The following is a 20,687-nucleotide window of genomic DNA, read 5'->3' as shown; positions in this document are numbered from 1 at the left end:
GAATTGCGCGCATGAATTCACTGCTCAGCTTCACCGACGGTTTTCGTGAGGAACCCGGCTACCTCGACTTCGGTCGGGTCGGCCCGCTCTCCGAGGCCGTGGTGGCTGAGACCCTCGGCCAGACCGAGGTGTTGTCCCGCGCCCGCCACGGCAGCCTCGACCATCTGGTCGACCAAGATCTGCGTGCTCGCACCGCAGTGTCAGAGCTCACCGGCTTTGCCGCCGATCAGATCGTGCTGCAGCCCAACACGAGCTCCGGACTCATGCAGGCCATGTTTGGTCTCACCGGATCCGTGCTGCTCTCGGCCGGTGACTTTCCGAGCGTTCCGTTCGCCGCAGTGCGCGCCGCCGAAGCCCTGCACGTGGTGACTCCGCTCTGGTTGGAGACGGATCACGGCCGCGTCACCCCCGGACAGATCCGCGACCAGCTGACCCCGGCCGTCGCTGCCGTCGCCGTCTGCCTGGTCGATTCGCGCACCGGGTATCGCACCGACCTCGAGGGCATCCGCCAGGTCATCGGCGATCGCCTGCTCATCGTCGACGCGATTCAGGGCTTCGGCGTCGTCGATGCCGCCTATGAGGCAGCGGATGTCGTCACTTCTGGTGGTCAGACATGGACGCGGGCCGGCTGGGGCACCGGGTTTCTCGCCCTCAGTGAACGGGCACTCGAGCGCCTGGTGCCCGTGATTTCCGGTTACGTCGGTACCGACACGGACGATCCCTGGGACGAGGTCACCCCGCCCAGTCACGCTGCCCGAGCCTTTCGGGTGACCAATGGGGACGCCATCGCGCAGGCGCGGTTCGCTGCTGCGCTCGAGCAGAGTTTCGACGTCGGTGTCGACGTGATCCAGAAGGCTATGAACGAGAATGTGTCGGAGATCATCGAGCTGGTCGATGAGTTCGTCGTCGATATCGTGTCGCCGCGGGATGTCGTCTCACGGGCCGGCATCGTGGTCCTGGAGCCGCCAGCCGAACTCCTGACCACCCTGGTAGCCAGCCTGCACAACCACGGAATCACCGCAACCACCCGCGGCCGGACCGTGCGACTGTGTGTGCACGCGGCCCTCGACCCCGACACGGTAACCATGCTGAGGGGTGCGCTCACGGCGTACGCACTCTCAGCAACCTACTAGGAGTCGGCGCCGGCGTACCTGTCGTCTGCCTCAACGTCAGGTGAACGACAAATTTCGGTGGGCGTGTCGGGTTTCTTTTTTCTGTCGTAGGTCGTAGCGTCGCTTTCATCAGGTACGGCACCTGATCGAGACGGCCATATAAGTACGGCTCGAGAATTGCTTGATGGCCAGCTCGCCAAAGTGATCCGCGTCCTCGTGACGCAGGGTGGGAGTGGCCATGACCGCTAATCGAACCGATCGCAAGGCGACTGACCGGGTGGAGACATCCGCTTCGCAAACCGAGCGCACCTACGTGCTGGACACCTCGGTGCTTCTGTCCGATCCGAAGGCGATTTTCCGGTTTGCCGAGCACGCCGTGGTGTTGCCCGTGGTGGTGATCAGCGAACTGGAGTCCAAGCGAAACGACCCGGAGATCGGCTATTTCGCCCGGCAGGCGCTGCGCAACCTCGACGAGTTGCGGCTCAAGCATGAGCGCCTGGACTTTCCAATTCCGGTCGGCGAGGGCGGCAGCCTGCGGGTGGAGTTGAACCATTCCAACATGTCGGTGCTGCCGTCTGGCCTGCAGCTGGGTGACAACGACTCGCGCATTCTGGCTGTGGCGCTCAACCTCGCCAATGAAGGAATGACCGTGACGGTCGTCTCCAAAGACCTGCCGCTGCGCGTGAAGGCCGCGTCGCTCGGCCTCGCCGCTGACGAGTACCGGCACGAACTCGCCGTTGATTCCGGATGGACCGGCATGGACGAGATCACCCTCAGCGCCGAGCAGATGAGCGTGCTCTACGACAAGGAAACGCTCGATTCGCGCACGGTGCAGGACATGCCGATCAACACCGGGCTGGTCATCCACTCCGATCGGGGCTCTGCTCTCGGCCGGGTGACCAGCCGAGGCACGCTCAAGCTGGTGCGCGGCGACCGGGACGTCTTTGGGCTGCACGGACGGTCGGCGGAGCAGCGACTCGCCATTGACCTGCTGCTCGACCCGGAGATCGGCATTCTGTCGCTGGGAGGTCGAGCCGGAACGGGGAAGTCGGCGCTCGCCCTGTGCGCCGGTCTGGAAGCGGTACTGGAGCGTCAGCAGTACCGCAAGATCATGGTCTTCCGGCCTCTGTATGCGGTCGGCGGCCAGGACCTCGGCTTTCTGCCGGGGGACCAGGGCGAGAAAATGGGGCCCTGGGCGCAAGCGGTATTCGACACCCTCGGCGCGATCGTGTCGGAGAACGTGGTCGAGGAGGTGATCGAGCGCGGCATCCTCGAGGTACTCCCGCTCACTCACATTCGCGGCCGGTCCCTGCACGACGCCTTCGTGATCGTCGACGAAGCGCAGTCCCTCGAACGCAACGTGCTGCTGACCGTGCTGAGCCGCATCGGTCAGAACTCGCGCGTTGTGCTCACCCACGACGTCGCCCAGCGCGACAATTTGCGGGTCGGCCGCTTCGACGGCGTGGCCAGCGTGATTGAAACGCTGAAGGGGCATCCGCTGTTCGCGCACATGACCCTGACCCGTTCGGAGCGCAGCGCGATCGCGGCGCTCGTGACCGAGATGCTGGAGGGCAACGAGGTGATGTAGTTTCGGCGGGGGAGTGGATGTCTGTGGTCGCTGGTTGCCGTTGGCGACAGCCCACGCGGCAGGTCGTTTGATTTGCGGCTCATGTGGGAGCATTCTTTGATGCCTGCTACTACTCGACTCATTTCCGCCGATGATGCGGAGCGCCTTGCCGTCCTCCAGCGAACTGGTCGGATCTTCTTCGCTCCGTGGGAACCAGTGCGCCCAGATCCCTACTTCACGGTCGCAGGTCAGCAGGCAGAGGTCGAAAATGTTCTCGCTCGGCACAGCCGAGGCGAGGCTCTGCCACACGTGATTCTCGACGAGGACGCCCAGGTCGTGGGTCGGATCACGTTCAGCGGGATCACCTATGGGGCATTTCAGTCGTGCAACATGGGTTACTGGGTCGCTGAAGCGAACAACGGACGCGGCTACGCCACTGACGCAGTTCGAGCAATGACCACGCGGGCATTCGAAGAGTTGGGGCTGCACAGGGTGCAAGCCGAGACGCTGATTCCGAACGTGCGCTCCCAACGGGTGCTTCAACGTGTGGGCTTCGTGCGTTATGGATTGGCGCCCGCATACCTCAAAATAGCGGGCCGGTGGCAAGACCATCTCATGTATCAGCTGTTGGCCGATCCCCGCGGAACGTGAACTCCGCCCTGATCCCGATGCGCCCCGCAGGGCATTGCCGTATCGGGACGACAGCGACGATCGTTCTATTGGTGGCGGTGAAGAAAGTGTGTCGCGATGCCCGCGGCGTGAGCGGTTAACGACAGCGAGTGTTGCCGATAACGCCTGAGGCGCATCGGCAACACTCGCTGTCGGTCGTGCGGTTACTTCTTTTGCGGGGGGCGCGTCATGCTCAGCACGTCGAGCGCGGTGTCGAGCTCGGCGAGCGTGAGGTCGCCGCGTTCGACGTGGCCGAGCGCGATGACAGACTCACGCACGGTGAGGCCCTCGGCGACAGCCTTCTTGGCCACTTTGGCTGCGGCTTCGTAGCCGATGACGCGGTTGAGCGGCGTCACGATCGACGGCGACTTCTCGGCCAGGGCGCGGGCGTGCTCAAGGTTGGCTTCGAGGCCGTCGACGGTCTTGTCGGCGAGTACCCGGGTGGCGTTGGTGAGCAGGCGGATCGACTCCAGCAGGGCGGTTCCCATCACCGGGATTCCGACGTTGAGCTCGAACGAGCCCGACGCACCGGACCAGGCGATCGTGGCATCGTTGCCGATGACGCGTGAGCAGACCATGAGCACGGCCTCGGGGATAACCGGGTTGACCTTGCCGGGCATGATTGACGAGCCGGGCTGCAGATCGGGGATGTTGATCTCGCCGAAACCCGTGTTCGGGCCGGAGCCCATCCAGCGCAGGTCGTTGCAGATCTTGGTAAGCGAAACGGCGATGGTGCGCAACGCCCCGGATGCGTCGACGAGGCCGTCGCGGTTGGCCTGGGCTTCGAAGTGGTCGCGTGCCTCGGTGATCGGCAGTTCGGTTTCCTGCACCAGCAACTCGATGACCAGCTGCGGAAAGCCATAGGGCGTGTTGATGCCGGTGCCGACCGCGGTGCCGCCGAGCGGAACCTCGGCGATGCGGGGCAGGGCGGTGCGGATGCGCTCGATGCCGAGGCGCATCTGGCGGGCGTAGCCGCCGAATTCCTGGCCGAGGGTGACCGGCGTGGCATCCATCAGGTGGGTGCGGCCGGCCTTGACGGCCTCTTTCCACAGTTCGGCCTTGGCCTCGAAGGAGACGGCGAGGTGGTCGAGCGAGGGGATGAGCTCGTCGATCAGGGCGCTCGTGACGGCGATGTGCACCGAGGTCGGAAACACGTCGTTGGAGGACTGGCTCGCGTTGACGTGGTCATTCGGGTGCACCGAACGGCCGAGCGCGCGGGTCGCCAAGGTCGCGATGACCTCGTTCATGTTCATATTCGAGGAGGTGCCGCTGCCGGTCTGATATACATCGATCGGAAACTCGGAGTCGAACTGCCCGGTGATGACCTCGTCAGCGGCCGAGGCGATCGCGTCAGCGATGTCCGCATCGAGCACGCCGAGCTGAGCGTTGGCGAGAGCCGCCGACTTCTTGATGCGGGCGAGAGCCGCGATCTGCGCGGACTCAAGTGTGGAGCCGGAGATCGGAAAATTCTCGACCGCGCGCTGGGTTTGGGCACCGTAGAGAGCGTCCGTTGGAACGCGGACCTCACCCATCGTGTCGTGTTCGATCCGGTAGCCGGTTTGTGCGGAGGTGTCCACCACTGTGTGCGTTCCCTTTCGGTGCTGTATGAGAGTCGTGCTGTGCGCAACGGGTGCGCCGGTGAGCTAAATATCGCCCACCACGATGTTGGGGTCGGCGTGCCCTTCGAAAAGAACGTAGTTCGCACCGACGATAGCCAATGTACCGGCTGCGATGGCCGCGCTGATCACCTCGGACTGTTCGAGCAGTTCGGTGACCGTGTCCTTGAGGTGTTCCCGGCCGACCTGGCCGGCGTCGACCCGGGCCGGGTCCAGCTGAGTGGATGCCGCCTGCCCGCTGACCCGACGCACGGCCGGCACGATCTTCTCGATAATGCTCGCGATATGCACGGGCAAAGCCGGGGCATCCGCTGTCTGAGAATCGATCGCAGCACGTACCGCTCCGCACTCGTCGTGGCCGAGCACGAGAATGAGCGGAACGCGCAGCACGGCGACCGCGTATTCCAGCGAACCGAGCACGGACGACGAGATGACCTGGCCGGCGTTGCGCACGACGAAGAGGTCGCCGAGCCCCTGGTCGAAGATGATCTCGGCGGCGAGCCGGGAGTCGCTGCAGCCAAACAGTGCAGCGTGCGGTGTCTGCGCTCCGACGAGTTCGGCCCGCCGGTCAACGTCCTCGCGGTGCCGGGGGGTGCCGGCAACAAAACGCGCATTGCCCTCGCATAGTTCGTTCCAGGCCTGCGCCGGAGAAGGGACGGCCGTCGATGACCGGTTCATTCCGCTCCATTTTGTGCGATGTTGGCGGCCAGCGCGGTGGCGAGGGTCTCGAAGTCGTCGGTGGGCGCCGTTCCGATCAGCAGATAGGTGCTCGGGCCGGCTGTTGTCACGAGCGCGTAGTCGAAATTTCCCCGGTCAGCGGCCGGCGCGCTGTTGCGATAGACGTCCCAGGTGACGCCAGAGATACTGACCGTGTCGACGACGGGGGAGCCGGGCAGCTTCTGGGCCAGCCAGGTGGGGTTGGCGTCGAAGGCCTGGTTGAAGCCGATGAACTGGTTTTCGGGCGTGATCAGGCCGATATACCAGGACGGAACCTGGTCGTTCGCTCCGGCCCGCCACTCGGCGTCGTTGGCGCTCCAGCCGTCTGGTAGTTCCGGGCTGGCCAGGGTGTGGTCGACGACCGGAGCCAGCTGGGCGGCGATGTTGGGATAGTCGGCGTCGCGGGTGATCGGATTGTCGTTGCGCGGCACCAGCAACACGAGCACGAGCACGGCTCCCAACGTCACCAGCAGCGACAGCACGAGGTTGTTCACGGTCTTGTGCGACCGGTACTTGCGCGAATTCTCGGCGAGGCGATCGGCGGTCTCCTGCGGAGTCTCCGGTCGGCCGAGCTCGGCGACGACGCGCGGCGGCTTGGGGGCGCGGCTCATCTGGTGGGTGTGGCGTCTTCGGAAGGTGTGGTGGCGGCCAGGCGGGCCGCGTCGAGGCGGGCCTTGGCACCGATCAGCCATTCCTCGCAGCGACGGGCCAGAGCTTCGCCGCGTTCCCACAGCGCGAGCGACTGCTCCAGGGTGCTCGACCCCTGTTCGAGTTCGTTGACGACGCGAATGAGCTCGTCGCGGGCCTGTTCGTAGCTGAGTTCACTGATGGTGGGGGCAGGCGAGGTCATGGCATCCATTCTAATTATTTCGGCGCGGCGGCGTTTGTGGTGACGGGCACGGTGCCATTAGCCAGGGTGAGCAGCAGCGCGGTGCCCTCGGGGGCATCCTCGGCTCGGCGCAGCACGTGGCCGCCCGGCAGCTGGGCGATCGCATAGCCGCGATCCAGGGTGCCCTGCGGCGAGAGCGCGCGCAGCTGTGAGCGCAGGTCAACGACGACGCTGCCGGCGCGCTCCAGAACGCGCCCCGTCAACTCAGCGCCGCGGGCGACGTAGCGGGTGAGGTCTTCGCTGCGGGAATCGATGATCCAGCGCGGGTCGACGAGCGCCGGGCGGCTGCGCAGCTGAGAGATTCGGTCGATCTCCGACGAGAGGATGCCGGTGAGCCGGCTGCTGAGGCGTGCCCGGGCCTGCTGTACCCGGTTCAGTTCGTCGCTGACGTCGGGAACGACGCGCTTGGCGGCATCCGTTGGTGTGGACGCTCGCAGGTCGGCCACCTCGTCGAGCAGCGGCCGGTCGGCCTCATGCCCGATCGCGCTGACCAGCGGCGTCACGCAGGCGGCGGCGGCGCGCACGAGACTCTCGTCGCTGAAGGTGAGCAGGTTTTGAAAGTCACCGCCGCCGCGGGCGACGATGATGACATCGACCTCCGGGTCGGCGTCGAGGCGTTGGATGGCGCTCGTGACCTCGCCGACGGCACGGTCTCCCTGCACGGCGGCGTGCGCGACCCGAAAGTTCACGGCCGGCCAGCGCAATTGCGCGTTGCGAATGACGTCCTTCTCGGCGTCGGAGTCCTTGCCGGTCACGAGGCCGATGCAGTGCGGCAGAAACGGCAGACGCTTCTTGTGGGAGGCATCGAACAGCCCCTCGCTCGCGAGCTGCTTGCGCAGCCGTTCGAGCCGTTCCAGCAGGTCGCCGAGCCCGACGTGACGCATTTCGAAGGCCTGCATGGTGAGCGTGCCGCCCTTGACCCAGAAGTTGGGTTTGACCAGTGCGACGACGCGGTCGCCGGCCTTGAAGTCAGCGGTCAGTTTGGCCCGCACCGAGGACCAGATTGTGAAACTCACGGTGGCGTCTTCGGTGAGGTCTTTGAGCTTGCCGTAGACGTTGCCGCCGCTGGCACCCCACTGGGTGATTTCCCCCTCGACCCAGACCATGCCGAGGCGCTCGATGTAGCCGCGAATCTTGCCTGAGAGCAGGGCGACCGGCCACGGCGTTTCGACTGTGGCGGGGGCATCCGTCATGTGGCTGTCCTTGGCGTTGCGCTGGCGTGGGGCACAGGCTGGTCCTCCCAGAGTTCTTCGGTCGTGCGTGCGTAGACTGAGGCGGTGAATACAGCGCAAACGAAGAGCACTCCGCCCGTTATCGGCTTGGGCATGCCACGCATTCCAAGCGCCCGCAACAGGCTCAAGGATACCCCGGTGGTCGGACACAAGCGGGTGCTGCTCGCCGCCCCCCGCGGCTACTGCGCCGGAGTCGACCGTGCGGTCATCGCCGTCGAGAAGGCGCTTACGCACTACGGCGCCCCGGTGTACGTGCGCAAGCAGATCGTGCACAACATTCACGTGGTCTCCGAACTCGAAAATCTCGGTGCCATCTTTGTGGACGAGGTCGACGAGGTTCCACGCGGCGCGCACATCGTGTTCAGCGCGCACGGTGTCTCTCCGGCCGTCGTCAACGCCGCCGCCGAGCGCGGCCTGCAGGCCATCGACGCCACCTGCCCGCTCGTGACCAAGGTGCACCGCGAAGCTGTGCGCTTCGCCCGTGACGACTTTCAGATTCTGCTGATCGGTCACGAAGGCCATGAAGAGGTCGAGGGCACCGCCGGTGAGGCGCCGGAGCACACAACGCTCGTCGGCAGCCCGGATGCCGCCGACACGGTCGTCGTGCGCGATCCCGACAAGGTGGTCTGGCTGTCGCAGACCACGCTGAGCGTCGACGAGACCATGGAAACCGTGCGCCGGCTGCGGGCACGGTTTCCGAACCTGCAGGATCCGCCGAGCGACGACATTTGCTACGCCACTCAGAACCGTCAGGTCGCCATCAAGAAGGTCGCCCGCGACTCCGACCTGGTGATTGTGGTCGGCTCAGCGAATTCGTCCAACTCCGTGCGCCTCGTCGAGGTGGCGCTGGAATACGGCGCGAAGGCCGCCTACCGCGTGGACTTCGCGAGCGAGGTCAAACAGGAGTGGCTCGACAACGCGACGACCGTGGGGGTGACGAGCGGGGCATCCGTTCCCGAAGAACTGGTCGAAGAGCTGCTCGAGGCCCTCGCTGATGCCGGCTATGCCGACGTTCAGCAGGTCAAGACCGCCGAAGAAGACCTGGTCTTCTCGCTTCCCAAGGAGCTGCGCACCAACGTCTCCGGCGAAACGGATGCCCGTGCCTTCGGTGGTCGCGCCGCCCCCGCCGAGTAGACGGCCGGGGCGGTTCAGCCGCTGAAAGCTACTGGCGGCTGAGGAACTCGATCAGGGTCGGGTCATTCAGCATGGCGGCGAGCATGAAGGCGAACATCGTCACGGTCGACACTGCGCCGGCGATCAGCGACACGTAGAACGCACGGCGGCGCCGCAGCAGCAGACGCACCGACACTGCGGCAGCGGCGAGCCAGATAAACACCACCGCAATGGCCCCGACCGAGGTCAACGGGCCAATGCTGGCACCCGAAGTGTAGGTGCCCAGGCCCTGCTGCGTGTAGATGAGCTGCATGGCATCGGGGAGTGCGCCGAGCGAAAACGCGCCATACAGGGTGGCCAAAAGACCGACGGTCAATAGCCCGATAGTGAGCGGCCGGTCCCAGCGGGGCACGGTGCGCGAGGAGGGCTGGTGCGGCTGCCCCGTCTGGAACGGCTGCCCCGTCTGGAACGGGGGTGCCGGAACGGCGGGCGGCTGCGCGGTCGGGTGCACGCCTGCTCCCGCCCCAACGGTGGGGGCGGGAGCGTCAACCCGGTCCTGGTCCTGCGGAGGTTGCCAGGTCCAGCCCTCAGGGGCGAGTTCGCCGTACTGGGGGCGGGGACGAGGTTCTTTCGCGGGGGGAATGGAGTCCGGATTCTCTGTCATGGTTTAACCGCTGTCATGATCTAACTGCTGTCAGTGCTCTAACTGTTTGAGTGCCCGGCGGAGCCGAGCTGGCGGGTGGCATCGACGACGCGAGCGGCCATGGCCGACTCGGCCACCTTGCCCCAGGCGCGCGGGTCGTAAATCTTCTTGTTGCCGACCTCGCCGTCGACCTTGATCACGCTGTCGTAGTTCTTGAGCATGTAGTCGGCGATCGAGCGGGTGAAGGCGTACTGGGTGTCGGTGTCGATGTTCATCTTGACGACGCCGTTGGCGACCGCTTCGGCGATTTCGGCATCCGTTGAGCCCGAGCCGCCGTGAAAGACCAGGTCGAGCGGCAGAGCAGCGAGCCCGAATTTGGCCGAGAGGCCGGTCTGGATCTCCTTGAGCAATTCCGGGCGCAGCTTGACGTTGCCGGGCTTGTAGACGCCGTGCACGTTGCCGAATGTCAGCGCGGCCATATAGCGGCCCTGCTCGCCCAGGCCGAGAGCCTCGACCATTTTGATCGCGTCGTCGAGCGTCGTGTACAGGTTCTCGTTGACGTCGGCCTGAACGCCGTCTTCTTCGCCGCCGACGGCGCCGATCTCAACCTCGAGAATGGCGTTGATCGCGCGGGTGCGCTTGAGAACGTCGGTCGCGATGTCGAGGTTCTTGTCGAGCGCGATGGCCGAACCGTCCCACATGTGCGACTGGAAGATGGGGTGGCCGCCATCGGCGACCGCTGACTCCGAGGCTTCGATGAGCGGGATAACGAAGTCGCCGAGTGCGCCTTCGGGGCAGTGATCGGTGTGCAGCGCGACGGTGATCGGGTAGTTGTCCGCGACCGCGTGCGCGAAGCGGGCGAAGGCGAGAGCGCCGGAGGCCCGGTTCTTTACGGTGTGGCCGGCAAAGTAGTCGGCGCCTCCCGTGGTGACCTGGATGATGCCGTCAGATCCGGCCTCGGTGAGGCCCTGAAGTACGGCGTTGATGCTCTGCGACGAAGACACGTTGAATGCCGGGTAGGCGAACCCGCCGGTCTTCGCTTTGTCGAGCATTTCGGCGTACTGGTCCGGGGTTGCGATGGGCATTGCGTCTCCTCGAAAGTGTGCGGGGGGTGTGAATCGAGTCTAGCCACGCCCGCCTAACGTCAACTCCATGGTTCTACTGCGGGGAGGAGCCCTTCGGCACACGACTCGGCCGGAACCGGGCACAATGGAACACATCCGGATGTCGGACAGCAGCTATCTGATGGAGATCCCGTGGCACGCAAATCCCTCGTCAGCGTTGTCGCCGACGATGTTCTCGACCAGATCATTCGCGGCTCCCTCGCCATCGACGCCGGGCTTCCCAGCGAGGCGGAGATCGGTGACACCCATGACGTGAGCCGCATGACCGTGCGCGAGGCCATGAAAACGCTGCAGGCTATGGGCGTTGTGCGAGTCGTCTCCGGAACCGGGAGTTTCGTCAACCCCGTGGCCCGATGGACCTCCCTGGACGCCGTGTTGCGCGTGGCCGCGGTGGGGACGAGCGACGTCGACGTGGCCGTACAGCTCGTCGAGGTGCGGCGCATGTTCGAGACCGGCGCGGCGGCGCTCGCCGCGAGCCGGCGCACCGAACACGACCTGCAATCCCTCGCGACCGAACTCGAACTCATGCGGGACGCGCACGAACGCGGCGATGTCGATTTGTTCGTTCGGGCGGATCTCGCCTTTCACGATGTCATCCTGCATGCGTCCGGCAACGTCATTCTGGGGGTGTTGTTCGAGCCGCTTACCCGGGTGATGGCAGAACGGCGCACCGAAACGTCCAGCGTGGTTGAGATTCAGGCGCACGCCATCGTGCAACACCAGGGCGTGCTCACCGCACTCCGGGCAGGCGACCCGGAAGCAAGCCGCAAGGCGATGGACAGTCACATGGATCAGACGCTCGCCGACCTGCGGTACTACGTGCTGGACTCCCGCAGGGCCTAACGACGGCGTCGTGTGGATCTTGACTTCCGCTCTGCAATCTGTATGCTGTCAGACAGCTGACATCTGGCAGTGATTTACAAGGGAGTAACGAAAACATGGACGAACGCGAAATTCTCGCTGCCTATCCGGTCGCCGTGCGAGTGCCGGCCGCTGAAGTCGCGGCGCGCGTGGCCGAGACCGAGCGCATCCTCGTTGTCCTCGATGACGATCCCACCGGAACGCAGTCAGTCTCTGACCTCCCGGTGCTGACCCGTTGGGCGGCAAGCGACTTTGAATGGGCTTTTGACCAGGGTGCCGCAGCGATCTACGTGCTCACCAATACCCGCAGTCTCGATGCCGAGGCTGCAGCCGCCCGCAATCGTGAGGTCGTGCAGAATGCTGTGGCAGCTGCGGCCCGGACCGACCGGAGCATCGGGTTTGTCAGTCGCAGCGATTCCACGCTGCGCGGCCACTTTCCGCTTGAAACCGATGTCATCGCCGAAGAAATCCTTGCTACGACGGGTATCGCCGTTGATGGCGTCGTCATGGTTCCTGCCTTCCCCGACGCCAATCGGGTGACCATTGGCGGCGTGCACTACATGCGCCTGGCGACCGTGCTTACCCCGGTCGCCGAGACCGAGTTCGCCCGCGACTCCACCTTCGGCTTCGTGCACTCCGACTTGCCCGGCTACGTCGAGGAGAAGACCGGGGGCCGGATTCGGGCCGCCGATGTCATTGTGCTCGACCTCGGCATCATTCGTTCCGGTGCGGCGGCTATCGCGGCGGCTATCGCGCCCGCTACCCACGCGACGCCGATCTGCGCTGACGCTGTCACCGAAGACGATCTCCGAATGCTCGCCCTCGGCCTGGATCTGGCCGAACGTGCCGGCAAGAAGCTCCTCTACCGGGTCGGCCCGCCGTTTGTGCGGGCTCGCATCGGCCAGGAATGCCGCGCACCCCTCATCGCGGCTGAGGTCTTCCACCGCGGTGATCCCGCACCGGGTGGCGGGATGGTCGTGGTTGGCTCTCACGTCGGCGTCACCACCCGGCAGCTCGCGGCACTGGTCGCTGCTCGCCCGACCGCGACAACGATCGAAATCGATGTTGCCACCGTGATCGATGCTGCGGACCCGGTCGCCTACCTCGATACCGTCGTCGCTCGCGTCGCCGACCGGCTCAGCACCGGCGACGTCATCGTGCACACCAGCCGCCTGCTCGTGAAAACGGATGACCCGGCGGCGAGTCTCGAGATCTCTCGCCGGGTATCGGCTGCGGTCGTCGCCATCGTGCAGGGCACGCTCGCGCTGCGTGCACCGCGGTTCGTGATTGCCAAGGGCGGGATCACCTCGAGCGACGTGGCCAGCGAGGGGCTCGGCATTCGTCATGCGATCGTGCGCGGGCCGATGCTGCCCGGCATCGTCTCGCTCTGGGAACCCATGGACGGCCCGGCCGCCGGTATTCCCTACATCGTCTTTGCGGGCAACGTCGGCGACGACGACTCGCTCGCCCACGTGGTCGCGACTTTGAGCACCACCACCACTCGTACCGAAGAATTGACTGGAGTTCACCAATGACAGCTGTCACCCCCGCTACCATCCCCACGGACTACCGGGTCGCCGTGCTCGGCCTCGGGGCCATGGGGCTGCCGATGGCTACCCGACTGGCCACTGCGCTGACCGTGCACGGTTTCGATATCGCTCCGGCCCGCCTCGCCCTGGCAGCGGATGCCGGCATCACCCCGTTTAATTCTGCCAGGAGCGCTGCTCAGGGTGTCAACGCCGTGCTGCTCGCGGTGCGCAACGGCCAGCAATTGCGTGAGGTCCTGTTCGGTGACGCCGGCATCGCCGACGTACTCACACCGGGTGCCGTGGTCATCATGACCAGTACGGTCGGTATCGATGATGTCGTCTCGGTCGCGGCCCGGCTCGCCGAGACCGGCGTGCAGCTCGTCGACGCGCCGCTCAGCGGCGGCCCGATGCGTGCCGGTCAGGGCGACCTTCTCATCGTGGTCGGCGCCGAGCCGAGCGCGCGCGAGAAGGCCAGCCCGGTGCTCGATCTGCTCGCCTCCACCCTCAGCATCATCGGAGACAAGGCCGGCGATGGACAGGCGTTCAAAACGGTCAACCAACTGCTCTGTGGTGTGCACATCGCTGTCGCCGCCGAGGCGCTTGCCCTCGCAGAATCGCTCGGGCTCGACGTGGAAAGCACCCTCGCGACGCTGTCAGCGGGTGCTGCAGGTTCGTTCATGCTCTCCAACCGAGGACCGCGCATGCTCGACGCGTACACGGAAGACGGAGCCGAGGTCCTCAGCCGTCTAGACATTTTCGTCAAGGACATGGGCATCGTCACCGCGGCAGCACGTAGCTTCGGCTTGGCCACTCCCGTCGCCGCCGCGGCGGAGCAGGTATACCTGCTGGGGCAGGCCAGCGGTCTCGCTGCGCACGATGACTCGGCGGTAATTCGCGTTATCGCTCCGCGCAGTTCGGTGTAGTTCTCGCGCCCTAAATTCGCACGATTACTCGCGTTCACTTCGTAAATCACTCTCACCTCGTTCGTCAAAGGAGACCCCGATGGAAACCGCCGTACTCTTGGGCATCGCAGGGGCAGGCATAGCCCTGCTGCTCGTTCTCATTATCAAATTCAAGGTGCAGGCGTTCGTCGCGCTTCTGCTCGTCAGCATTCTCGTGGCGCTCGCCGCTGGCATCCCGCTTGCAACCATCCCGGCGACCGCCGATGCCCCGGAGCGCCTGGGTATCATTCCGACGATTGTCGCCGGTATGGGCGGAACCCTGGGCACGGTCGCCATCCTGGTCGCGCTCGGCGCCATGCTCGGACGTCTGATCGAGGTGTCCGGGGGAGCGGCGAGCCTGGCCGGCCGGTTCACTACCCTGCTTGGGCCGAAGCGCGTCGCCGCGGCACTCACTGCGGCTGCCCTCGTGCTGGCGATTCCCGTCTTTTTCGACGTCGGATTCATTATTTTGGTGCCGATCATTTATGGTTTCTCCAAGATCGCCGGTCTCGACCCGGTCAAGTTCGGGCTTCCTGTCGCGGCCATCATGCTCACTGTTCACGTGGCCGTACCGCCGCACCCCGGAATCGTGGGTGGATCCGCACTCCTCGGCACCGACCTCGGCTGGGTTACCATGCTCGGTCTTGCTATCGCCTTGCCCCTCGGCTTGCTCGCCCACTATGTGGCAAAATGGCTCAACCGTCGCGATTTCATCATGCTGCCCGCTACTGCAAAGCAGTTCGCGTCGTTCGGTGCCTCTAATTCGAGCGATTCCACGGGATCGACCCCGACCGGCGCGATCGGCCGATCGGGCGGAGTCGGCACGTTGACCAAGACCGAAGCGCCGCCCACGGCCGGAACGATCCTCACGCTCATTCTGGTTCCGCTCGTGCTGATCATGTCCGGCACGGTCGCCTCGACCCTTCTGCCCGCCGATGCCGGGCTGCGCCCGCTGTTCGCGTTCATCGGCAATCCCGTGTTCGCGCTGCTGGTCGCACTTGCTCTCGCGTTCTACCTGCTGACCGTGCGCCGCGGCTGGTCACTGTCGCACACCGGGGACGTTCTCGAAGCCGCCCTGCCGCCCGCCGCTATCGTCATCCTGGTCACCGGTGCCGGTGGCGCATTTGCCCGAGTGCTCACCGAAAGCGGCGTCGGCACGGCGCTGTCGGACACTCTCGCCGCAACCGGTCTTCCGGTGCTTGTGCTCGCCTTTGTGATATCGCTGGTCTTGCGGGTATCGCAGGGGTCGGCGACCGTCGCCATCCTCACGACCGCCGGATTGGTAGCGGAAACGGTGGCATCCGCGGAGTACTCTCCGATCCAGGTGGCACTCATCACACTCGCTATCGCCTTCGGTGCCCTCGGGCTGTCGCACGTCAACGACTCCGGGTTCTGGGTGGTGACGCGATATCTCGGATTGAGCGTCGCTGACGGATTGCGAACGTGGACCGTGCTCACGACCGTCCTTGGTGTTGCCGGCTTCCTGATCGTGGGAGTGCTGTGGATCCTCGTTGGCGCTGCGGGGGCCTGAACCGCAGTTCCCTCCACCGGCGTGCGAAGGCCGTGACAGCCTCCGTACGCCGGTCGCGATAAGGTGACTCGGGCGGACACTCCGCGCGACCCGCCGCGCATCCGTCGTAATCGAAGTCGAACTTACGTCCGGGAGGACCTTTTGAACAGCACTGAGACCGCCACCCTGTTTCAACACCCCGATCGTAACCTCGCCATGGAGCTTGTGCGCGCCACCGAGGCCGCAGCCATCCGCGCCGTGCCGTTCATCGGCCGCGGCGACAAGAACGCCGCTGATAAGGCCGCCGTCGACGCCATGCGCGCCTTCCTCGGCACCGTCAACTTCGATGGCCTCATTGTCATCGGCGAGGGCGAAAAAGACGAAGCCCCCATGCTCTTTAACGGTGAGCACGTCGGCAACGGCCGTGGCCCCGCCTGCGACATCGCCGTGGACCCTATCGACGGAACGAGCCTCACCGCCGCCGGCCGTCAGAACGCCGTCTCCGTCATCGCCGTGTCTGACCGCGGCACCATGCTCGACGCTTCGTCGATCTTCTACATGGACAAAATCGTTACCGGTGGCGCCGGTCGTGGCGTGGTCAGCCTCGACCAGTCCATCGGCGACAACCTTCGCGACCTTGCCCAGGCACTGAAGAAGCCGGTCGGTGAACTGACGGTGGCCGTGCTCGACCGTCCGCGCCATGCTGGCCTGATTGATGCCATCCGCACGGCCGGTGCCGGCACGCGCCTCATGCTCGACGGCGATGTGGCCGGCGGCATCAATGCTGCTCGCTACGAGACTCGCATTGACATGTGCGTCGGTATCGGCGGAAGCCCGGAAGGCATCACGACGGCCTGCGCTCTCAAGGCCCTCGACGGCTACATGCAGGGGCGCCTCGCCCCGAAGGACGACGCCGAACGCGCCCGTGGCGTCGCGGCCGGGCTCGACATCGACAAGCTGCTTGAGATCGACGACATGGTCAGTGGCGACAACACGTTCTTCGTGGCGACCGGTGTGACCGATGGCGGACTCGTCGACGGCGTGCGCCGTAAGGGGCCGATGATCCGCACCGAGAGCATCGTGCTGCGCTCCCGTTCGGGCACGGCCCGTCGCGTCATCGCGGAGCACCTCGCGGCGAAGTGGCTGTAGTCGCTTCGCACTAGGTCTTCACACAATTGCACGTCTCGGGTCTGTCCATTCAGGCTTGGGGCGTGCTTCTTTGTGCCGTCTGCCGGTAATTACCCGCACAGGTCGGATTCGCAAAGCGTCTTATTCTGGATCGTCTAATTCGGGATCGTCTAATTCTTGCAGGCGAGCTTTGATGGCGCTGTGCTGAGCCGCGTTCAGTTCGGCACCGTCCAGGTCAACGGGAAGATTCAGCGTGTCGAGTTCTTCGGCCGGCGTCTCCAACTCGGGCGCGGTTAGTTTGCGCGGTGAATCATGAATGATGGCTGGTTCGGTGAGCAGCCCGATCTTGGTCTGGTCGATCCCCGGAAACTGCCGCGCGGTCACGAGCACCCGGGATTCGAGCGAGTTGGCGAACTTGTTATAGCTGTCCACCGTGCGTTCGAGCGCCTTGCGCAGTGACTCCGCGTGGCCGGACAGCGCACCGAGCCGCTGATAGAGGGCGTTGCCGAGGTCGAACAGTTTCTGGGCCTCGTCGGTGACCGCTTGCTGCTGCCAGGTGAACGCCACGGTCTTGAGCACGGCCCACAGGTTCACCGGTGACGCCAGAGCGACTCGTTTGCTGAACGAGTAGTCGAGGATCGACGGATCGGCTTCGAGTGCTGCCGACAGCAGGGATTCGCTCGGGATGAAGGCAATCACGAACTCCGGGCTGGCATCGAAACCTTCCCAGTAGGTCTTCTTGGCCAGAGCGTCGATGTGGGCCCGTACGGCCTTTACGTGCTTGTCGATCAGCAGCTTACGGCGGGCGCCCTCCTCACCGGTGGCCGTGAACGGAATGGTGCTCGCCTCGATGTAGTGCTCAAGCGGAACCTTGGCATCGATGGCGATCGACTTGTTCCCGGGCAGGCGAACGACCATGTCCGGTCGGCCGAGCCCGGCATCCGTCGTGATATTGGTCTGCGTGTTGAAATCGACATACTGGGCTAGTCCGGCCGCTTCGACCACGCGTCGCAGCTGCGTCTCGCCCCAGACACCGCGGGTGCTGTTGGAGCGCAGGGCACTCGCGAGCGATTCGGTGGTCACCCGCAGCTGCTGGTCGGAGATCTGCGCCTGCTTGAGCTGCTCCGACAGTGATCCGTATTGTTCGCTGCGTTGCGTTTCGAGCTCGGTGACCTTCTCCTGCATGGTGCGTAGGGTCTCGCGCACCGGGCTGAGGGCTTCGAGCACGAGGTGCTCGCGTTTTTCCCGCTCGGACTGCAACTGCTGGTCAGACCGCGCCCGTTCCGCAGCCTCACGCGTCGACGCCCGGTCGTGGTCGATCTGCGAACTGAGCCCGTCAACGGTCGCGAGGGCGGCAGACAGCTCGCTCTGCAGCGCCGCGCGCACGGTCGCCTCGCTGGCTCGCGCCTCGGCGAGGGCGACCTGGTGGCGGGCCTGGAGAACGTCGGGGTCGATCGAGCCTTCAGTCTCGCTGTTGCTGCGGCGACGTAGCACCAACACCAGGGTCAGCAGGGCGCCCAACGCGGCGCCGATGACGAGACCGACGATCAAACTCAGCAGTGGTTCCATGCTTGAAGTTTGCCAGCGACCACCGACATTGCCGGAATGACACTCGGATCAGGCTAAATGCACGCTAGTTGAGCGCCATTGGCCCGTGCATCGACGCGTGTTCCTGGGTGGCCACCGGCCCGATCACACCGACCTTGACCCGGGTCACGTGGGCGAGCTGTTCGAGCGTGTCGACCTCGTGGCGCTTGGCCGCGTGAATCATGATGGCCGCGCACGCCTCGGCATCGGCCAGTGCGTTGTGGTGCGAGAAGTCTTCAAAGCCGGCCGCCATCGCCGCGACCGGCAGGCGATACGACTCCAAGTGATAGGTGCGGCGAGCGACCTGCAGGCTGCAGACGTAGCGAAAGTCCGGCACCGGCTGGCCGGTCACGATCGACGCCGTCTTGATCACTCCGAGGTCGAAACCGGCGTTGTGGGCAACGAGATAGTCGTCACCGACGAAGGTGACCAGCTGCGGAAGCTGCTCGGCCCAGGTAGCCGCGCCCACGACATCCGCTGCAACAATGCCGTGAATGCGGGTGTTCCACTCGGAGAAAGCGTCGTGGTCGGGCGGCGGCTGGATGAGCCAGTAGGCCGAATCGACGACCAGGCCGTCACGCACTTTCACCATGCCCACCGAGCACGCCGAGGCGCCCGAGGAGTTGGCGGTTTCGAAATCGATCGCGGTGAAATTCAGCACGCCTTATGGTCTCACGGGCCACCGACATGAGCCTCCGACAAGGGCCGCGGTGACCTGGCCGGTAGAATGGTCTCTCGTGGCTCTTACTATTGCAATCGTCGGACTCCCCAATGTGGGCAAGTCAACCCTGTTCAACGCCCTGACCAAGAACAACGTGCTCGCCGCGAACTACCCGTTCGCCACGATCGAGCCCAACGTTGGAATCGTGAACCTTCCCGATTCGCGCCTGGCCGACCTGGCAACCATCTACGGCAGCAAGACCCTGCTTCCGGCGCCCGTGTCCTTCGTCGACATCGCCGGCATCGTGCGTGGTGCGAGCGAAGGAGAGGGACTCGGCAACAAGTTCCTCGCCAACATTCGCGAAGCGGATGCCATCGCCCAGGTTATCCGCGGATTCGCCGACCCCGACGTCGTGCACGTCGACGGGAAGGTCAACCCGGCCGGTGACATGGAAACCATCAACACCGAGCTGATCCTCGCCGACCTACAGACCCTCGAGAAGGCCGTGCTGCGCTTCGAGAAAGAGGTCAAGGGCCGCAAGATGGCGCCGCTCGTTTTGGAGACCGCGCTCAAGGCGCAGGCCATCCTCGACGGTGGCCAGCCGCTGTCCTCGGCCACGCTCGACATCGAGCCGATCCGCGAACTCGGCCTGCTAACCGCAAAGCCGTTCATCTATGTCTTCAACGTCGACGAGGCCGTGCTGCAGGACCAGTCCAAGCTCGACACCCTCGCCGCCCTCGTCGCACCGGCGAACGCCGTGTTCCTTGATGCCAAGCTCGAGAGCGAACTGAGCGAGCTCGACGCCGAAGACGCCGCCGAGATGCTCGCGTCGACCGGTCAGGCCGAGAGCGGTCTCGACCAGCTTGCCCGCATCGGTTTCGACACCCTCGGCCTGCAGACCTACCTCACGGCCGGTCCGAAAGAGTGCCGCGCCTGGACCATTCACAAGGGCTGGACCGCACCGCAGGCCGCCGGAGTCATCCACACCGACTTCCAGAAGGGCTTCATCAAGGCGGAGATCTTCTCCTTCGAAGACCTCATGGCCGCCGGCTCGATCGCCGAGGCCCGCTCGAAGGGCAAGGCGCGGATCGAGGGCAAGGAATACGTCATGCAAGACGGCGACGTAGTGGAGTTCAGGTTTAACGTTTGAGCTCGTACTGGGCCGGCGTATACAATTTGACTCCCTGCGAGGAGTGACATGCGCAGATAGCTGATCGTCGTCCCGTGCCTGCGTGACCGCGACGCGAACGCCGGTCGCGAGAGGGGAACAAGGCCATGGTTTCTGGATTGGGACAGTCCATCTCGCGTGATGCGCAGAGGGAATGGATGCAGTCGCTGCGAGCCAGAATTGCCCATATAGAACTGGTCTTCAACAACGGTGACGACGGTCACCCGCTGGTCGCGAAACTGGCGCACCTGGAATCGACGAGAACTGTCGGTGTTAAGCCTGGGAACGGCTACGCGCGACAGCGCCTCACCGCGGTGAAGCGTAGGTTCGCCTACGACCGCGAAATCATTCAGGCGCTCGACGGTCTGGGAGGCTTCTTCCCTGATGTTGCGAGCACGGAGCCCTGGACCGAGCTGGGTGATGTTGATGTGGTGTTCCTCGACAAGCACGGCGAGGTGCTCGGAGCGACAGTGACGCATGAAGGAATGGTCATCACACCGGACGATGACGAGCGCCTCGATCGCTAGGAGCGTGAGTCAGTAACGCCTATTTCGGCTTGATGCCGCGGAATACGGGTCCATGTCTCGGCGTGGGTTGGGTGTTGCTGGCGCGGTAGCCAA

Annotated in this window: 20 protein-coding genes; 11 read left to right on the top strand and 9 right to left on the bottom strand. The window is 64.9% G+C overall.

Annotated elements, in window-relative coordinates:
- Window positions 1-11: 11 nt before the first annotated feature.
- The 3 genes from E3T43_RS13200 to E3T43_RS13190 all read left to right on the top strand — a co-directional run bounded on the left by E3T43_RS13200 (window position 12) and on the right by E3T43_RS13190 (window position 3,330).
- Window positions 12-1,133 (top strand): aminotransferase class V-fold PLP-dependent enzyme, encoded by a 1,122-nt coding sequence (locus tag E3T43_RS13200; RefSeq protein ID WP_134472775.1) that lies wholly within the window; start codon window positions 12-14, stop codon window positions 1,131-1,133.
- Between the two features lie 217 nt (window positions 1,134-1,350).
- Window positions 1,351-2,700, top strand: a complete 1,350-nt coding sequence (locus E3T43_RS13195) for a PhoH family protein (protein WP_092450375.1) — start codon at window positions 1,351-1,353, stop codon at window positions 2,698-2,700.
- Between the two features lie 99 nt (window positions 2,701-2,799).
- Complete coding sequence (locus E3T43_RS13190) at window positions 2,800-3,330, top strand: GNAT family N-acetyltransferase (protein WP_134472774.1); 531 nt, start codon at window positions 2,800-2,802, stop codon at window positions 3,328-3,330.
- A gap of 182 nt (window positions 3,331-3,512) precedes the next feature.
- Here E3T43_RS13190 and E3T43_RS13185 read toward each other — a convergent pair whose 3' ends face one another.
- The 5 genes from E3T43_RS13185 to xseA all read right to left on the bottom strand — a co-directional run bounded on the left by E3T43_RS13185 (window position 3,513) and on the right by xseA (window position 7,763).
- Window positions 3,513-4,928: an aspartate ammonia-lyase gene (locus E3T43_RS13185; RefSeq protein ID WP_134441552.1), complete on the bottom strand. Its 1,416-nt coding sequence runs from the start codon at window positions 4,926-4,928 to the stop codon at window positions 3,513-3,515.
- A gap of 63 nt (window positions 4,929-4,991) precedes the next feature.
- Window positions 4,992-5,642, bottom strand: coding sequence for a carbonic anhydrase (locus tag E3T43_RS13180; protein WP_134441550.1), 651 nt, complete (start codon window positions 5,640-5,642; stop codon window positions 4,992-4,994).
- Window positions 5,639-6,292 carry a DUF4245 domain-containing protein gene (locus E3T43_RS13175; protein WP_166791329.1) on the bottom strand — a complete coding sequence of 218 codons (654 nt, stop codon included), beginning with the start codon at window positions 6,290-6,292 and terminating at the stop codon, window positions 5,639-5,641. Before E3T43_RS13175 ends, E3T43_RS13180 begins: the two co-directional genes overlap by 4 nt.
- The gene (locus E3T43_RS13170; protein WP_092450460.1) at window positions 6,289-6,540 is read right to left on the bottom strand and encodes an exodeoxyribonuclease VII small subunit; all 252 of its coding nucleotides are present in this window, start codon (window positions 6,538-6,540) and stop codon (window positions 6,289-6,291) included. Before E3T43_RS13170 ends, E3T43_RS13175 begins: the two co-directional genes overlap by 4 nt.
- A gap of 5 nt (window positions 6,541-6,545) precedes the next feature.
- Window positions 6,546-7,763, bottom strand: a complete 1,218-nt coding sequence (gene xseA / locus E3T43_RS13165) for an exodeoxyribonuclease VII large subunit (RefSeq protein WP_092450365.1) — start codon at window positions 7,761-7,763, stop codon at window positions 6,546-6,548.
- 132 nt (window positions 7,764-7,895) lie between these two features.
- Here xseA and E3T43_RS13160 point away from each other — a divergent pair, with 132 nt between their 5' ends.
- On the top strand, window positions 7,896-8,936 hold the full coding sequence (locus E3T43_RS13160) for a 4-hydroxy-3-methylbut-2-enyl diphosphate reductase (RefSeq protein ID WP_134467389.1): 1,041 nt from the start codon (window positions 7,896-7,898) through the stop codon (window positions 8,934-8,936).
- A 28-nt stretch (window positions 8,937-8,964) separates the two neighbouring features.
- Here the strand turns inward: E3T43_RS13160 and E3T43_RS13155 are convergent, their stop codons facing one another.
- Window positions 8,965-9,579: a DUF6264 family protein gene (locus E3T43_RS13155; RefSeq protein WP_134472772.1), complete on the bottom strand. Its 615-nt coding sequence runs from the start codon at window positions 9,577-9,579 to the stop codon at window positions 8,965-8,967.
- A gap of 38 nt (window positions 9,580-9,617) precedes the next feature.
- Complete coding sequence (fbaA, locus tag E3T43_RS13150) at window positions 9,618-10,643, bottom strand: class II fructose-bisphosphate aldolase (protein WP_134472771.1); 1,026 nt, start codon at window positions 10,641-10,643, stop codon at window positions 9,618-9,620.
- Between the two features lie 171 nt (window positions 10,644-10,814).
- Here fbaA and E3T43_RS13145 point away from each other — a divergent pair, with 171 nt between their 5' ends.
- The 5 genes from E3T43_RS13145 (at window position 10,815) to glpX (ending at window position 16,672) form a co-directional block, all read left to right on the top strand.
- Window positions 10,815-11,525: a FadR/GntR family transcriptional regulator gene (locus tag E3T43_RS13145; protein ID WP_134441542.1), complete on the top strand. Its 711-nt coding sequence runs from the start codon at window positions 10,815-10,817 to the stop codon at window positions 11,523-11,525.
- 95 nt (window positions 11,526-11,620) lie between these two features.
- Window positions 11,621-13,078: a four-carbon acid sugar kinase family protein gene (locus E3T43_RS13140; protein ID WP_134472770.1), complete on the top strand. Its 1,458-nt coding sequence runs from the start codon at window positions 11,621-11,623 to the stop codon at window positions 13,076-13,078.
- Window positions 13,075-13,995 carry an NAD(P)-dependent oxidoreductase gene (locus E3T43_RS13135; RefSeq protein WP_370449959.1) on the top strand — a complete coding sequence of 307 codons (921 nt, stop codon included), beginning with the start codon at window positions 13,075-13,077 and terminating at the stop codon, window positions 13,993-13,995. The genes E3T43_RS13140 and E3T43_RS13135 overlap by 4 nt, the downstream gene beginning before the upstream one ends.
- Before the next feature lie 79 nt (window positions 13,996-14,074).
- Window positions 14,075-15,544, top strand: a complete 1,470-nt coding sequence (locus E3T43_RS13130; RefSeq protein ID WP_134472769.1) for a GntP family transporter — start codon at window positions 14,075-14,077, stop codon at window positions 15,542-15,544.
- Window positions 15,545-15,739: 195 nt separating this feature from the next.
- Window positions 15,740-16,672, top strand: a complete 933-nt coding sequence (gene glpX / locus E3T43_RS13125) for a class II fructose-bisphosphatase (protein ID WP_092450458.1) — start codon at window positions 15,740-15,742, stop codon at window positions 16,670-16,672.
- A 120-nt stretch (window positions 16,673-16,792) separates the two neighbouring features.
- On the opposite strand, the gene rmuC is transcribed toward glpX, so the two are convergent.
- Window positions 16,793-18,220 (bottom strand): DNA recombination protein RmuC, encoded by a 1,428-nt coding sequence (gene rmuC, locus E3T43_RS13120; RefSeq protein WP_134472768.1) that lies wholly within the window; start codon window positions 18,218-18,220, stop codon window positions 16,793-16,795.
- A gap of 64 nt (window positions 18,221-18,284) precedes the next feature.
- Window positions 18,285-18,899 carry an exonuclease domain-containing protein gene (locus E3T43_RS13115; protein WP_134472767.1) on the bottom strand — a complete coding sequence of 205 codons (615 nt, stop codon included), beginning with the start codon at window positions 18,897-18,899 and terminating at the stop codon, window positions 18,285-18,287.
- A 76-nt stretch (window positions 18,900-18,975) separates the two neighbouring features.
- Here E3T43_RS13115 and ychF point away from each other — a divergent pair, with 76 nt between their 5' ends.
- Window positions 18,976-20,049 (top strand): redox-regulated ATPase YchF, encoded by a 1,074-nt coding sequence (ychF, locus tag E3T43_RS13110; protein ID WP_134472766.1) that lies wholly within the window; start codon window positions 18,976-18,978, stop codon window positions 20,047-20,049.
- Between the two features lie 125 nt (window positions 20,050-20,174).
- A complete protein-coding gene (locus tag E3T43_RS13105; protein ID WP_134472765.1) occupies window positions 20,175-20,594 on the top strand; it encodes a hypothetical protein in 420 nt (139 codons plus the stop codon).
- Window positions 20,595-20,687 lie beyond the last annotated feature (93 nt).

The sequence above is a fragment of the Cryobacterium sp. Hh7 genome, assembly GCF_004403155.1.
Taxonomy (GTDB): domain Bacteria; phylum Actinomycetota; class Actinomycetes; order Actinomycetales; family Microbacteriaceae; genus Cryobacterium; species Cryobacterium levicorallinum.
Note: the sequence above shows the minus strand (reverse complement) of the source record. Positions and strands in the feature narration are given on the sequence as shown.